Consider the following 14,620-nt stretch of genomic DNA (forward strand, 5'->3'; position numbering starts at 1 on the left):
GACCGGCTGAGGCGCCGGCTCGCGCTGCTCCACCACCGGCTCGGGGACCCGTGGCCCGACGTGTCCGACGCCGCCCTGCTCGACCGGCTCGACGAGTGGCTCGCCCCCGAGCTCGACGCCCTCGCCGCCGGCCGCCGGGTCGACCTCGCCCCGCCCCTGCGGCGGCTGCTCCCGTGGCCGGAGGCCGCCCGCCTCGACGAGCTCGCGCCCGAGCGGCTGACCGTGGCCAGCGGCTCCCGGGCCCGGATCGACTACCCGGCCGCCGACGACCCCGCCGGCCGGCCCGTGGTCAGCGTCAAGCTCCAGGAGTGCTTCGGGTGGGCGGCGTCCCCGGCCGTGGCCGGCGGCCGGGTCCCGGTCCTCTTCCACCTGCTCTCCCCGGCGGGGCGGCCGCTGGCCGTGACCGACGACCTCGCCTCCTTCTGGTCCGGCCCCTACGCCCAGGTGCGCGCCGAGATGCGCGGCCGCTACCCCCGGCACCCCTGGCCCGAGGACCCCTGGACCGCGCCCGCGACCGCCCGCACCGCGCGCCGCTCCTGAGCCCGGACCCGTGCCCGGGCACGGCGGGTGGCGTCCCGGTGTGATCTGGGTTACGGTGGAGTCACCGCACCTGCCGAGCGCGTTGATCCAGCGCGCACGGACCGGCTCGCCCACCCCGCGATCCCCGGTCCGGGGCACGCACCGGCCGGACCCCCGCGACGCGATCGTTCCCGCGGGCCCGGCACCGGTCACGGTTCCGCCGGGCAGCACCTGCCCTCCCAGCACGGGTGCCCCGGCACATCTGTCACACCGCAGCTCGCTGCACCTCACGGAGAACGGGTACGCCCTCATGACTGCCACCTCGATCGAGACCACGCCGACGACCCCGACCACCTCGTCCCTGCCGCTGGTTCCCCAGGTCGCCGCTCCCGCGGTCGGCCCGGAGCTCGCCCGCTCCTGGCTGCTCGTCAACGGCGCCCAGGCCGAGCGGTTCGCGGCGGCCCGGGCGAGCGCGGCCGACGTCGTCGTCCTGGACATCGAGGACTCCGTGGCGCCCAAGGACAAGGAGCGCGCCCGCCGCAACGTCATCAGCTGGCTGGACGCCCGGGACGAGCACGGCGAGCAGCACCACGCGTGGGTGCGGGTCAACGGCTTCGGCACCCAGTGGTGGGAGGAGGACCTCCGGGCCCTTGCCGGCGTCCGCGGCCTGGACGGCGTCATGCTGGCCATGGTCGAGTCCCCGGAGCACGTCACCCGCACCGCGGAGCTGCTCAAGGACACGCGGATCGTGGCGCTCGTCGAGACGGCCCGCGGCGTGCAGCACCTGCAGGCCATCGCCGGCGCCCGCTCCACGTACCGCCTCGGCTTCGGCCTGGGCGACTTCCGGCGCGACACGGGCTTCGGGGAGAACCCCATGACGCTGGCCTACACGCGCTCGCAGTTCACGATCGCCTCCCGGGCGGCCAACCTGCCCGGCCCCATCGACGGGCCCGCCGTCGGCGCGCTCGGGCCGAAGCTGGCCGAGGCCACGTCCGTGACCCTGGAGTTCGGCATGACGGGCAAGCTGTGCCTGATGCCTGAGCAGACCGCCACGGTCAACGAGGGCCTGAGCCCGTCCCTGTCCGAGCTGTCCTGGGCCACCGAGTTCCTCCAGGAGTTCGACGCCGACGGCGGGGAGATCCGCAACGGCTCCGACCTGCCGCGCCTCGCCCGCGCCAAGAAGATCCTGGGCCTGGCCGGCGCCTTCGGCCTGAGCATCCCCGAGGGCTACGACGTCCACTTCGAGGCGCCGACCGACACGTACCACTGCTGATCCGGTGGTGAGGGGCCGGCACCCGGCCCCGCCCCCGCGCGGGAGCGCACCCCCTCCCCGCGCGTCCGACGGACCGGTGGGTGCCGTGCAGACACGGCGCCCACCGGTTCTTCCGTGTCCGGATCCCTCCGCCCCGGCCTGTCCCGTCCGGGGCGGGACGGACTAGATTCGACACCGTGCAGACTCCCCGCCCCGCCCCGCAGCCCCCGGCGTCCCGGCCCCGCCCCCGGCGGCCGAGGGCGGCCCTCCCGGTCGCCCTCTCCGCGGCCCTCCTCGCCACCGGCTGCTCGGCGCTCGCCCCCGACGGCGGGCGGGAGACCGCCGACCGGGTCGCCGCGGCCCTGGGCGCGGGCAGCGTCCAGGAGCTGTCCTTCGGCGACGTCGAGGGTCCCTCCGCCCAGAAGCAGTACGAGCGGATCACCGCGCCGCTCGGGGAGGCCGCCCCGGCCGTCGAGGTCTCCGCGGTCGAGGACACCGGGCAGGAGGACCGCCGCGAGGCCACCCTGTCCTGGTCGTGGGACCTCCCGGGCGTGGCGCAGGACTGGGCGTACGACTCGGTCCTCCCGCTGGTCCGGACCGGGTCCGGGGACTGGTCCGCCGAGTGGTCCCCGGCCGTGGTGCACCCGGGCCTGGCGGAGGGGGAGGCCCTGCGCGCCCGGACGGTGGCCGCGGACCGCGGGGACATCCTCGGGGCGGACGGCGAGACGCTGGTGACGGAGCGCCCGATCCGGCGGGTGGGCATCGACCGGTCGCAGCTCGACGGGGCGGACCCCGAGGAGGCGGCCCGCCGGCTCGCCGAGGCCGTGGACATCGACGCCGACGCCTACGCCGAGGCCGTCGGACAGGCCGGGCCCGAGGCGTTCGTCGAGGCCGTCCCGCTGCGGCTGGAGGACTTCCGGGAGCTGGACGCGGCGGAGATGGAGGCGGTCCCGGGCCTGCTCGTGGTCGAGGACGAGCTGCCGCTGGCGCCCTCCCGCGGCTTCGCCGCCGACCTGCTGGGCGGGGTGGCCGAGGCGACGGCCGAGGACGTGGCGGACTCCGGCGGGGAGCTCGCCCCCGGGACGGCGATCGGCCGCGGGGGAGTGCAGGAGCGCTTCGACGACCGGTTGCGCGGCACGCCCGGCGTCGTCGTCGAGGAGGTCGGGGACGAGTCCGCGGCCGGCGAGCCGCTGTTCGAGGTCCCGGCGCAGGCCGGCGAGCCGGTCGCGGTGACCCTGGACCGTGGGCTCCAGGCCACCGCCGGTGAGCTGCTGGCCGGGATCGAGTCCCCCTCGGCGGTCGTGGCCGTCCGGCCCTCCACGGGCGAGCTCGTCGCCTCGGCCAACGGGCCGGGCTCCGAGGGCTACTCCACCGCGCTGCTGGGCCGGTACGCGCCCGGCTCCACCTTCAAGGTGGTCACGGCCCTCGGGATGCTCCGGCAGGGCGACACCCCCGGGACGGTCGTGCAGTGCCCGCCGTCCACGACCGCCGCGGGCGTGCGGGTCGACAACGTCGAGTCCTATCCGGCCGAGTTCACCGGCTCGATCACCCTCACCGAGGCGCTCGCCCACTCCTGCAACACCACCTTCGTGGACCAGCACGACCGGATCGACCAGGCGGAGCTGGCCGAGGCCGCGGCCGCGCTCGGGATCGGGGTGCCCGCGGAGCTGTCCGTGCCCGCGTTCTGGGGTGAGGTCCCGCGGGAGGAGCCGCCGGCCCAGCACGCCGCCGCGATGTTCGGGCAGGGCCGCACGCTCGTGTCCCCGCTGAGCATGGCCGGGCTCACCGCCTCGGTCGCCGCCGGAGAGCTCGTCACCCCCCGGCTGGTCAGCACCGAGGGACTGCTCGACGAGGACGCCGCGACCCGGCCCGGACCGGAGGAGCCCCTGACCGCTGAGGAGGCAGAGCAGCTGCGCACCATGATGCGGGCCGTCGTCTCGTCCGGGCACCTGGGCGTGCTGCAGGGGCTCGAGCCGGACACCGCGATCGGCAAGACCGGCACGGCCGAGTTCGGCGACGAGGACCCGCCCCGGACCCACTCGTGGGTGATCGCCGAGCACGAGGACCTCGCCGTGGCGGTCTTCGTGGAGGACGGCGGCCTGGGCTCGGTCACCGGCGGACCCATCATGCGGGACTTCCTGGCCGCGGCCTCCGCGTCCACCGCCGGCTGAGCCGCGACACGGTGGCCCGGGCCCTTCCGCGGCCCGCGCCGCTGGCCCAGGATGGGAGCACACCGTCCGCAGCCGCGGACCACCGGACCACCGAGGAGTTCCCCGTGCCCGAGACCGTGCCCACCACTACCGCGAGAACCAAGATCGGCGTGGTCGGCGCCGGCTCCGTCGGCTCGTCCCTGGCCTACGCGGTCCTCATCAAGGGCGTCGCCCAGGAGGTGGCCCTCTACGACCTCGCCGGGGACCGGGTCCGCGCCGAGGGCCTGGACCTCGCCCACGGGGCCATGTTCACCCCCAGCTCCCGGGTGACCGGCTCCGACGACGTCGCCGTGCTGGCGGGCTCGGACGTCGTCTTCGTGACCGCCGGGGCCAAGCAGCGGCCCGGCCAGACCCGGATGGAGCTGGCGGGCGCCAACGCCGCGATCCTCGAGCAGCTGATGCCGCGGCTGGTGGAGCAGGCGCCCGAGGCCGTGTACGTGCTGGTGACCAATCCGTGCGACGTGCTCACGGTCATCGCGCAGAAGCTCACCGGCCTGCCCACGGAGCGGGTGATGTCCTCCGGGACCGTGCTGGACACGTCCCGGCTGCGGTGGCTGCTGGCCGAGGAGGGCGGGGTGTCCACCACGAGCGTGCACGCCACGATCGTCGGCGAGCACGGGGACACCGAGTTCCCCCTGTGGTCGAACGCGAACATCGGGCAGATCCCGCTGCGGGACTGGACCGTCGAGGGGCGGCGGCCCTTCACCGACGAGCGGCTGGACGAGATCACGCACCGGACGATCAACGCGGCGTACACGGTGATCCAGGGCAAGGGCGCCACCAACTACGCGATCGGCCTGGCCGGGGCGCGCGTGGCGGAGGCCGTGCTGCGGGACGAGCACGCCGTGCTGCCCGTCTCCACGGTCCTCGACGACTACCGGGGGATCAGCGGGGTCGCCCTGTCCGTGCCGTCGATCGTCGCGCGGCGGGGCGTCGTCGAGCGGCTGGCCGTGCCCATGGACGAGCAGGAGCTGGCCATGCTGCACCGCTCCGCCGAGGCGATCCGGGCCACCCTGGCCTCGATCGGGTACTGACCCCGGACGGCGCCGGGGCCCGTTCCGGCGTGCGGAACGGGCCCCGGCGGAGCGGTGCGAGAGGTCAGCGGGCGGCCATCTCGTCCTCCGCCGCGTGGGCGAGGCGCACGGCGTCGTCGAACTCGCGCTCGATCTCCTCGTCGCGCCGATAAGTGGCCTTCGAGACCAGCACGGCGGAGACGAGGCTCACGAGGAAGCCGGGGATGATCTCGTAGAGGTCGGCCCACGGGGTCACGGTCCACGCGAACACGGTGACCGCGCCCAGGAGCATTCCGGTGATCGCGCCCAGGTTCGTGAGCTTGCGCCAGAACAGGGACAGGATCACGATCGGGCCGAACGAGGCGCCGAAGCCGGCCCACGCGAACGCCACGAGGCCGAGGATCGTGTTGTTCTGCTCCCAGGCCAGGAACGTGGCGACGAGGGCGACGAGGGCCACGCCCGCGCGGCCCATCCACACCTGCTTGCGCTCGGAGGGGGACTCCTTGACCGTCAGCTTGTACAGGTCCTCCACCAGGGCGGAGGAGGAGACGATGAGCTGGGAGGAGACCGTGGACATGATCGCCGCGAGCACGGCCGCCAGCACGAAGCCGGCGATCACGGGGTGGAAGAAGACCTGCGCGAGGTCCAGGAACACGGACTCCGGGTCGGTCGGGCTCTCGTCCGGGCGGTTGCCGTAGTAGGCGACGCCGACCAGGGCGGTGGCGATCGCCCCGATGACGCTGAGCACCATCCAGGTCAGGCCGATCCGGCGGCCGGTCTTGGCGTCGGCGGGGGAGCGCATGGCCATGAAGCGGACGATGATGTGCGGCTGGCCGAAGTAGCCGAGGCCCCACGCCAGGGCCGAGATGACGCCGATGGCCGTGGCCCCGGACACCATGGAGAGGGCGTCGGGCTGGACGGCGCGGATGTTCTCCGCCATCTGGCCGAAGCCGCCCACGTTGATCACGCCCACGACGGGGACGAGGAGCAGGGCCGCGAACATCAGGAGGCCCTGGGCCACGTCCGTGTAGGTCGCACCGAGGAAGCCGCCGAAGAGCGTGTAGGCGATGGTGACGCCGACGACGAGGAGCAGCCCGGCGTGGTACGTCGAGCCGAAGGACGACTGGAAGAACAGCCCGCCGGCCACCATGCCGGAGGAGACGTAGAACGTGAAGAACACCAGGATGATGAGCCCGGAGACGATGCGCAGCAGCCGGCTGCCGCCCTTGAGCCGGTTGTCCAGGAAGGACGGGATCGTGATCGAGTTGTGCGAGACCTCGGTGTAGGAGCGCAGCCGGGGCGCGATGAACTTCCAGTTGACCCACGCGCCGACGATCAGGCCGACGGCGATCCACGCCTCGACCAGACCGGAGAGGAACACCGCGCCGGGCAGGCCGAGCAGCAGCCAGCCGGACATGTCGGAGGCACCGGCGCTGAGGGCGGCGGTCCCGGGCTTGAGGTTGCGCCCGCCGAGCATGTAGTCGTCGAGGTTCTTCGTCCTGCTGTTGGCGTAGAGGCCGATCCCGATCATGGCGGCGAAGTAGATGACGATCGCGATCGTCTGGGCTATCTCTTGGGGCATGGTGTCCTTTCCGCCCGGAGCCGGCCCGGTGGAGCGCAGCGTCCAGGGGGGTGGGTGGAGCAGAGGTCCCACAGAACTTTACGCCCGCTCCCGGGCAGTGGCCAGCCACTACGGGTATAGGGAGGCGGTCCCGGGGGTGCGGGGAGACCGCGCCGGCGGCCCGCGGGGCCGGCTCAGACGTCGTCGTGCGCCTGCAGGAACTCGTAGACCTCCCGCTCGTCGACGCCGGGGAAGGCCCCCTCCGGGAGGGCGGCGAGCACGTGCGAGTGGGCCCGGGTGTTGGGCCAGGCGTGGCCCGCCCACACCCGGCTGAGCTCCTCGGGCGGGCGCCGGCAGCACGAGGGGTCCGGGCAGGTCGACACCGTGCGGTGCGGGGTGTCGCGGCCGCGGAACCAGCGGGCGTCGGTGAACGCGACGCCCACGCCGATGGAGAACGCGCCCTGGCTCGAGAGCTCCGTGCGCGTGGAGCACCAGTACGTGCCGGAGGGGGTGTCCGTGTACTGGGCGAACGCCGTGAACTGGTTGGGCTGGTCGAAGACGGTGCGCCCGGACCACTTGCGGCAGGAGATCTGGCCCTCGATCGCCCCGGTGTGGTCCGTCGGGAACGCCAGCCCGTTGTTCTCGTAGGCCTTGTGGATCACCCCGGACGAGTGCACCTTGTGGAAGTGGGTGCGGATCCCCAGGTGCCGGGTGGCCAGGTTCGTGAAGCGGTGGCCCGCCGTCTCGTGGGAGACGGCGAAGCGGTCCTTGAGGTCCTCCAGGAAGAGGTCCCGGTCCTTCTTCGCCTCGAGCAGGAACGGGACGGTCTTGTCCTCCGGGAGCATCACCGCGGCGGCGAAGTAGTTGGTCTGCACGCGCTGGGCGAGGAACTCGGCGTAGTCCTTGGGCGGCTCGTGGCCCAGCACCTGGTGCCCCACGGCCTGGAGCAGCACCGCGCGGGGGTCGTGGTCCGCCCGGGGGCTCTGCACCAGGTAGATCCGCCGGTTGAGCAGGTCGGTCACCGAGCGGGTCGAGTGCGGGAGGTCGGTGACGTGGTGGATGCTGTAGCCGAGCCTGCCCACCATCTCGGAGATCACGGAGTTGGACACGGGCCCCGAGGAGTAGCCGCCCAGGGTCAGCAGCTCCTTGGCGGCCTGCTCCAGGTCCGGGAAGTAGTTGTCCTGCGCCCGCATGAGCCGGCGCAGCTGCACGTTGGCCCGGCGGGCCTCCTCTGGGGTGGCCGAGTTCTTCTCGAGGGCCTCGGCCAGCCGCTCCTGCAGGGCCACGAGCGCCTCGAGCACCTCGGTGGACAGCGCGGAGCTGACCCGGACGGTCGGCAGCCCCAGCTGCTCGTAGAACGGGGAGCGCTGGGTGCGCTCGAGCTGGATCTCGAGCGCCTCCCGCCGGGTGCCGGGCTCGGCCCCGAGCAGGGCGTCCACGCTCGTGCCCAGGACCTCGGCGAGGCGCCGCAGCAGGCTGAGCCGGGGCTCGCGGCGCCCGTTCTCGATCACGGACAGCTGCGAGGTGGCGGTGCCCGCCCGGTCGGCGAGCTCCGCGAGCGTCATGCCGCGGTCCTTGCGCAACGAGCGGATGCGCCGGCCGAGACCGATCAGGTCGGTGCTGCCGGCCGGCTCCGCCGTCGTCGGTTCCTCGGTGCCCCACGCGCTGGTCGTCATTTCTTCACGATAGACGAAAAACGGCGAAAGTTCGACGAGAAATGTGGGGTTGATCCGGGTTGAACTGGGGCAAAGTGGGATGTGTCACCACGGAGGAGCGAACTTCCCGGTGGCCCCGAAGCCGAAGCACCCGTTCTCGGACCACTCAACGAGGAGCCGACATGTCCTACCCCAACGCCCCCAAGACCGCCGACGAGATCCGCCAGGAGTGGGACGCCGATCCCCGCTGGGCGCAGATCACCCGCGACTACACGGCGGAGGAGGTCGTCCGCCTGCGCGGCACGGTGCAGGAGGAGATGACCCTGGCCCGCCGCGGCGCGGAGCAGCTGTGGGAGAAGCTGCACACCGAGGACTTCGTCAACTCCCTGGGCGCCCTGACCGGCAACCAGGCGGTCCAGCAGGTCAAGGCCGGTCTCAAGGCCATCTACCTCTCCGGCTGGCAGGTCGCCGGCGACGCGAACCTCGCGGGCCAGACCTACCCCGACCAGTCGATCTACCCCGCGAACTCCGTCCCGGCGGTCGTGCGGCGGATCAACAACGCGCTGATGCGCGCCGACCAGATCGAGCACTCCGAGGGCACGAGCACGGTCGACGACTGGCTGGTCCCGATCGTGGCCGACGCCGAGGCCGGCTTCGGCGGCCCGCTCAACGCCTACGAGCTCATGAAGTCCATGATCGCCGCCGGCGCGGCCGGAGTGCACTGGGAGGACCAGCTGGCCTCCGAGAAGAAGTGCGGCCACCTGGGCGGCAAGGTGCTCATCCCCACCCAGCAGCACGTCCGCACCCTGAGCGCGGCCCGGCTCGCGGCCGACGTCGCCGACGTCCCCTCGCTGATCATCGCCCGCACCGACGCGGAGGCGGCCACCCTGATCACCTCGGACGTGGACGACCGCGACAAGCCGTTCGTCACCGGCGAGCGCACCGCGGAGGGCTACTACAAGGTCCGCAACGGCCTCGAGGCCTGCATCGCCCGCGGCAACGCGTACGCCCCGTACGCCGACCTGCTGTGGATGGAGACGGGCACCCCGGACCTCGAGCTGGCCAAGAAGTTCGCCGACGGCATCCACGCGGAGCACCCCGACCAGATGCTCGCCTACAACTGCTCGCCGTCCTTCAACTGGAAGAAGCACCTGGACGACGCCACGATCGCCAAGTTCCAGCGCGAGCTGGGCGCGATGGGCTTCAAGTTCCAGTTCATCACCCTGGCCGGCTTCCACGCCCTGAACTACTCGATGTTCGACCTCGCCCACGGCTACGCCCGCAACCAGATGACGGCCTACGTGGAGCTGCAGGAGCGGGAGTTCGCGGCCGAGGAGCGCGGCTACACCGCCACCCGCCACCAGCGCGAGGTCGGCACCGGCTACTTCGACCTGGTCTCCACCGTCCTCAACCCGCAGTCCTCCACCACGGCGCTGGCCGGGTCCACCGAGACCGCCCAGTTCTGAGCCGAACGGCCCTGAGCCGAACGGCCGTGACCGGCCGGGGGCCCGACAGGGTCCCCGGCCGCGCCGCATCCGACGACGACCCGCTCCGGCGCCCTTCGGGGCCGCCCCACCCGAACTCCCCAGGACACTCTTCAGGCGAGGACCCAGCCATGATGACCATGACCAGCAACCCCGTGACGATCAACGGCGTGACCCTCACCGGTCACCACGTGCCCCGGCAGAACAGTGTGCTCACCCCCGACGCGCTCGGCTTCCTCGCGGCGCTGCACCGCGAGTTCGAGCCCCGCCGGCGCGAGCTGCTGGCCGCCCGCGAGGAGCGGCGCAAGGCGATCGCCCGCGGCACCGACCCCACGTTCCTGCCCGAGACGCGGAGGATCCGCGAGGACGACTCCTGGCGCGTGCCCCCGCCCCCGCCCGGGCTCGAGGACCGCCGCGTGGAGATCACCGGTCCCACCGAGCGGAAGATGACCATCAACGCCCTCAACTCCGGGGCGAAGGTGTGGCTCGCGGACATGGAGGACGCCAACACCCCGCACTGGACGAACGTGGTCACCAACCAGCTCAACCTCATCGACGCGCTCGAGGGGACCATCGAGTTCACCAACCCGGACGGCAAGAAGTACGCGCTGAAGAACAGGGACGCCCGGGCCAACCCGACCATCGTGGTGCGGCCCCGCGGGTGGCACTTCGAGGAGAGGCACCTGTCCGTGCGGGACGAGCCCATCGCGGGCGCCATCGTGGACTTCGGCCTGTACTTCTTCCACAACGCGCGCCGGCTCAAGAAGCTCGGCCTGGGCCCCTACTTCTACCTGCCCAAGACCGAGTCCCACCAGGAGGCGCGGCTGTGGCACGACATCTTCAGCCGGGCGGAGTCCATGCTGGGGACGGACCGCGGCACCATTCGCGCCACCGTGCTGATCGAGACGATCACCGCGGCCTTCGAGATGGAGGAGATCCTCCACGAGCTCGGGGAGCACGCCGCGGGGCTCAACGCCGGCCGCTGGGACTACATCTTCTCCATCATCAAGAACTTCCGGACCCGCGGGCCCCGCTTCATCCTCCCGGACCGCAACGCGGTGACCATGACGCAGCCGTTCATGCGGGCCTACACCGAGCAGCTCGTGCGGGCCTGCCACCGCCGCGGGGCGATGGCCATCGGCGGGATGGCCGCGTTCATCCCCTCCCGCCGGGACGAGGAGGTCAACCGCACCGCGATCGAGAAGGTGCAGGCCGACAAGACCCGCGAGGCCGAGGACGGGTTCGACGGGTCCTGGGTGGCCCACCCCGACCTGGTCCCCGTGTGCCGCGAGGTCTTCGACGCGGCGCTCGGCGACCGCCCGAACCAGCTGGACCGGCTCCGCGAGGACGTGGTGCCCGACGACAAGGCGCTGATCGACATCGCCTCGGCCGAGGGGAGGATCACCGAGGTGGGGATCCGCAACAACGTGGAGGTGGGGATCCGCTACATCGAGGCGTGGCTGCGCGGCAACGGCGCCGTGGGCATCCACAACCTGATGGAGGACGCCGCGACCGCGGAGATCTCCCGCTCCCAGATCTGGCAGTGGGTGAACACCCGCGCCATCACGGACGAGGGCGAGGAGATCACCCGGGACTGGGTGCAGGAGCTGCTGGAGGAGGAGTTCGCGAGGATCGAGCGCGCCGAGGGCGACCGCTTCGACGACGCCCGCGCCATCTTCGAGGAGGTGGCCCTGGGCGACGACTACCCCGCGTTCCTGACCACCCCCGCCTACGAGCGGTTCCTGGCCGAGCCCGAGGACCCGCACGCCCCCGAGGAGGCCGGCACCTCCGCGTCCTCGCGCGCCTGAGCGGCCCACCGGGCCGGGTCCACGACCCAGGGCGCCCGGGGCAGGACGTCCTCGTCGAACACGGCGAGGACGTCCTGCGCCGACCGGACCGGGCCGGGGAGGCCCAGCGACGCGGCCATCCAGCCCAGCACCTCCTCGGCGCCGTGCCCCGCCGCGGCGAGCTCGGCGAGGGTCACGGCGCCGTCCCGCTTGGCGAGGCGCTGCCCGTGCGCGTTGAGCACGAGCGGCACGTGCACCCACTCCGGCTCGTCCAGACCGAGCACCGAGGCCAGGTACGCCTGCCGGGGGGTCGAGGGCAGCAGGTCGTCGCCCCGGACCACCTGGTCCACGCCCTGGTGGGCGTCGTCGAGGACCACCGCGAGGTTGTAGGCGGGGCGGCCGTCGTTGCGCAGCAGCACGAAGTCGTCGACGAGCCCCGTGAACGCCCCGGCCCAGCGGTCCACGACCGTGCGGGAGCGCACGTCCGCGCGCAGCCGCACCGCCGGGGGCCGCTCCCGGCGGCGCCGCGCCCGCTCGGCGTCGCCGAGGTCCCGGCACGTGCCCGGATAGGCGCCCGGGGCCCCGTGCGGCGCGCTCGCGGCCGCCTGCACCTCCCGGCGCGTGCAGTAGCACTCGTAGGTGCGCCCCGCCGCGGTGAGACGCTCCACCACGGCCCGGTGCTCGGCCTCCCGCGAGGACTGCAGCAGCGGCGGGCCGTCCCAGTCGAGGCCCAGCCGGGCGAGGTCCGCGAGCTGCCGCTCGGCCGCCCCCGGCCGCACCCGGTCGATGTCCTCGACGCGCAGGACGAAGCCCCGGCCCGTGGAGCGCGCGAGGGCCCACGCGAGCAGCGCCGTGCGGAGGTTGCCGAGGTGGAGGTCCCCCGAGGGGGACGGAGCATAGCGGCCGGCGCCTCCGGCCGCACGGCCCGAGGACGGAGCGGTCATGGTTGCCAGGATAGCCAGCGGCGGTCGGTACCCTGGTCGGGTGGCGCGCATCAACGAAATCCGCGACGGCGTCTTCGCCGTGAGCACGGACAACTGGAGGCTGAACTCCGGGGTCGTGCTCGGGTCCCGTCGCGCCCTCGTGATCGACACGGGCGCGGGCCCGCGCCAGGCCCGCGAGATCCTCGAGGCCGTCCGCTCGCTCACGGGCCTGCCGCTGACGGTGGTGAACACCCACGCCCACTACGACCACTTCCTGGGCAACGCCGTGTTCCAGCGCGCCGGGGCCGAGGACTTCTGGGCGCACCGCGGCTGCGCGGCGGCGATCCAGGCGCACGGCGACTTCCAGCGCTCCTTCGTGGGCACCCACGAGCCCGAGATGGCCGCCGCCGAGGGGCCGGACACCCGTCTCGTCGTGCCCAACCGGCACCTGCCGGGCACGGGCCGGCGCCCCGCCCTGACCCGGGTGGACCTGGGGGAGCGGGCGGCGGTGCTCTTCTCCTTCGGCCCGGGCCACACCGACAACGACCTCTGCGTGGGCGTCGACGACGTCGTGTTCACCGGGGACCTCGTGGAGCAGGGCGCCGACCCCAGCTTCGACGACTCCTACCCGCGGGGCTGGGCCACGGCCCTCGAGAGCCTGGCCGCCCTCGACCGGTACCAGGTCTTCGTCCCCGGCCACGGCAACCCGGTGGAGCGCGGCTTCGTGCTCCAGCAGGCCCGGCTCATGCGCACCGCGATCGAGCGGGTGGACGCGAGCGAGGCCGCCGCGGCGCAGCCGGACGGCATGCGGCCCGTGACGGCCTCGATGTTCCGCCTGCCCTACAACCCGGGGGCGGCGCGGATCCTCCTGGACCGGCTCGAGCGGATCAGGGCCGAGGACGCCGCGACCGAGGAGCTTGCAGCGCTGTCAGCGCCGCTGCCGCCAGGAGACTGACCCCGAGGATCGCCGCGCACGCCGCGACCGCAGCCCAGCCCCCGCCCGGCACGCGCAGGGCCGCCCACAGCGGCAGCAGGCCGACCAGCAGGGCCCCCGCGCCGGAGACGGCCAGCAGGGCGGTCAGGCCCCCGCCGGGCACGGGGCGTTCCACGGGCCCGGTCAGGCGCAGCACGAGCCCGCCCAAGGCCGCCCAGCCCGCCACGACCAGCAGGGACGCCACCACGTCCGAGGGCCGGTGCCAGCCGTTCAGCAGCGTGGCCACCCCGGTCGCGGTCGTGGCGGCCGCCCCCAGCAGCCCGACTACCGGCCGGGAGGAGGCGGGGGCCGCGAGCAGCACCACCGCCACGGCGGCGGCCGCGGCGGCCGTGTGCCCGGACGGGAAGGAGTTGACGGCGGCCTCCTGGATCCCCAGGTCCGGCTTCTCCAGCAGCACCCGCTTGAGCAGCTGGACCGTGAGGTTGGAGAGCACGACCACCGCCGCCCCGACCACCGCCGGGGCGAGGCGCCGGGAGCGCACGGCCAGGACCGCGAGGCACAGGGCGGAGACGGCGCCCACCACCCACGGGACCGAGTCGAGCAGCTGGGCGGCGCGGTCGGAGAGGTCGGGGAAGGCGCCGCTCGCCTGGCGCAGGGCCAGTTCGTCGAGCCACTGCCCGGTCGCGGTGGTGAGGGCCACGACCCCGACCAGCGCGGCCGACGCCCACAGGGCGGCGGCGCCGAGCAGGTGGCCCAGGACCTGCAGGACGGTGGGGGCGGGGCGGCGGGCGGTCGTGGTCATCGAGCTCCTGGGCGGTGGTGCGGATCGTCGGGGCGCGGGCACGGCCGCGGCCGTGCGGGCACCCGCGGAGCCCTCATCATTCCACGCACGGATCGGAGCGGGCTGAGAGGCGCCGCCTAGGCTGGGGAGCATGCTCCCCGCCGTGGTCCTGCCCCCGCTCGACGACCTGCTCGCGCACGCGCACGTCGTCGCCCTGCCGATGCGGGTGCGCTTCCGCGGCGTCGACGTGCGCGAGTCGGTGCTCCTGCGCGGCCCGGCGGGGTGGGGGGAGTTCGGCCCGTTCCCCGAGTACGGGGACGCCGAGGCGGGCGCCTGGCTCCGCGCCGCGGTCGACGCCGCGTGGCACGGCTTCCCGGCGCCCCGGCGCACGCGCATCCCCGTCAACGCGACCGTGCCCGCCGTGCCGGCGGCCCGGGTCCGGGAGGTCCTCGCCGGTTTCGGGGGCGGGGTGCGTGCCGTGAAGATCAAGGTCGCCGAGCG

The 14,620-nt window shown here is 73.7% G+C and carries 11 protein-coding genes and 1 pseudogene; 8 read left to right on the forward strand and 4 right to left on the reverse strand.

Features of this window, described 5'->3' with window-relative positions:
• The 4 genes from CRM73_RS14475 to CRM73_RS14490 form a co-directional block, all read left to right on the forward strand.
• On the forward strand, positions 1-540 hold a 540-nt coding region (locus CRM73_RS14475), incomplete at its 5' end, for an ATP-dependent helicase C-terminal domain-containing protein (RefSeq protein WP_305067806.1).
• 289 nt (positions 541-829) lie between these two features.
• The gene (locus CRM73_RS14480) at positions 830-1,792 is read left to right on the forward strand and encodes a CoA ester lyase (protein ID WP_017832466.1); all 963 of its coding nucleotides are present in this window, start codon (positions 830-832) and stop codon (positions 1,790-1,792) included.
• A gap of 176 nt (positions 1,793-1,968) precedes the next feature.
• Positions 1,969-3,942 carry a penicillin-binding transpeptidase domain-containing protein gene (locus tag CRM73_RS14485; RefSeq protein ID WP_229588209.1) on the forward strand — a complete coding sequence of 658 codons (1,974 nt, stop codon included), beginning with the start codon at positions 1,969-1,971 and terminating at the stop codon, positions 3,940-3,942.
• 104 nt (positions 3,943-4,046) lie between these two features.
• On the forward strand, positions 4,047-5,015 hold the full coding sequence (locus CRM73_RS14490) for an L-lactate dehydrogenase (protein WP_017832464.1): 969 nt from the start codon (positions 4,047-4,049) through the stop codon (positions 5,013-5,015).
• A gap of 64 nt (positions 5,016-5,079) precedes the next feature.
• Here the strand turns inward: CRM73_RS14490 and putP are convergent, their stop codons facing one another.
• Positions 5,080-6,576, reverse strand: coding sequence for a sodium/proline symporter PutP (gene putP, locus CRM73_RS14495; RefSeq protein WP_017832463.1), 1,497 nt, complete (start codon positions 6,574-6,576; stop codon positions 5,080-5,082).
• Positions 6,577-6,749: 173 nt separating this feature from the next.
• On the reverse strand, positions 6,750-8,231 hold the full coding sequence (locus CRM73_RS14500; protein ID WP_229588211.1) for a helix-turn-helix domain-containing protein: 1,482 nt from the start codon (positions 8,229-8,231) through the stop codon (positions 6,750-6,752).
• Between the two features lie 161 nt (positions 8,232-8,392).
• Here CRM73_RS14500 and aceA point away from each other — a divergent pair, with 161 nt between their 5' ends.
• Complete coding sequence (aceA, locus tag CRM73_RS14505; protein WP_133409274.1) at positions 8,393-9,676, forward strand: isocitrate lyase; 1,284 nt, start codon at positions 8,393-8,395, stop codon at positions 9,674-9,676.
• Positions 9,677-9,828: 152 nt separating this feature from the next.
• Positions 9,829-11,502, forward strand: a complete 1,674-nt coding sequence (aceB, locus tag CRM73_RS14510) for a malate synthase A (protein WP_370658543.1) — start codon at positions 9,829-9,831, stop codon at positions 11,500-11,502.
• Here the strand turns inward: aceB and gluQRS are convergent.
• The gene (gene gluQRS, locus CRM73_RS14515) at positions 11,424-12,425 is read right to left on the reverse strand and encodes a tRNA glutamyl-Q(34) synthetase GluQRS (protein ID WP_017832459.1); all 1,002 of its coding nucleotides are present in this window, start codon (positions 12,423-12,425) and stop codon (positions 11,424-11,426) included. The genes aceB and gluQRS overlap by 79 nt on opposite strands.
• A 40-nt stretch (positions 12,426-12,465) precedes the next feature.
• On the opposite strand from gluQRS, the gene CRM73_RS14520 reads away from it, so the two are divergent.
• On the forward strand, positions 12,466-13,359 hold the full coding sequence (locus CRM73_RS14520) for an MBL fold metallo-hydrolase (RefSeq protein ID WP_017832458.1): 894 nt from the start codon (positions 12,466-12,468) through the stop codon (positions 13,357-13,359).
• On the opposite strand, the gene CRM73_RS14525 is transcribed toward CRM73_RS14520, so the two are convergent.
• The gene (locus CRM73_RS14525; protein ID WP_052132806.1) at positions 13,292-14,140 is read right to left on the reverse strand and encodes a phosphatase PAP2 family protein; all 849 of its coding nucleotides are present in this window, start codon (positions 14,138-14,140) and stop codon (positions 13,292-13,294) included. The two genes, CRM73_RS14520 and CRM73_RS14525, sit on opposite strands and share 68 nt — an antisense overlap.
• A gap of 130 nt (positions 14,141-14,270) precedes the next feature.
• On the opposite strand from CRM73_RS14525, the pseudogene CRM73_RS14530 reads away from it, so the two are divergent.
• Positions 14,271-14,620: pseudogene (locus CRM73_RS14530) on the forward strand (O-succinylbenzoate synthase); the annotation flags it as partial.

Source organism: Kocuria sp. CCUG 69068 (assembly GCF_020833785.1).
GTDB classification, from domain to species: domain Bacteria; phylum Actinomycetota; class Actinomycetes; order Actinomycetales; family Micrococcaceae; genus Kocuria; species Kocuria rosea.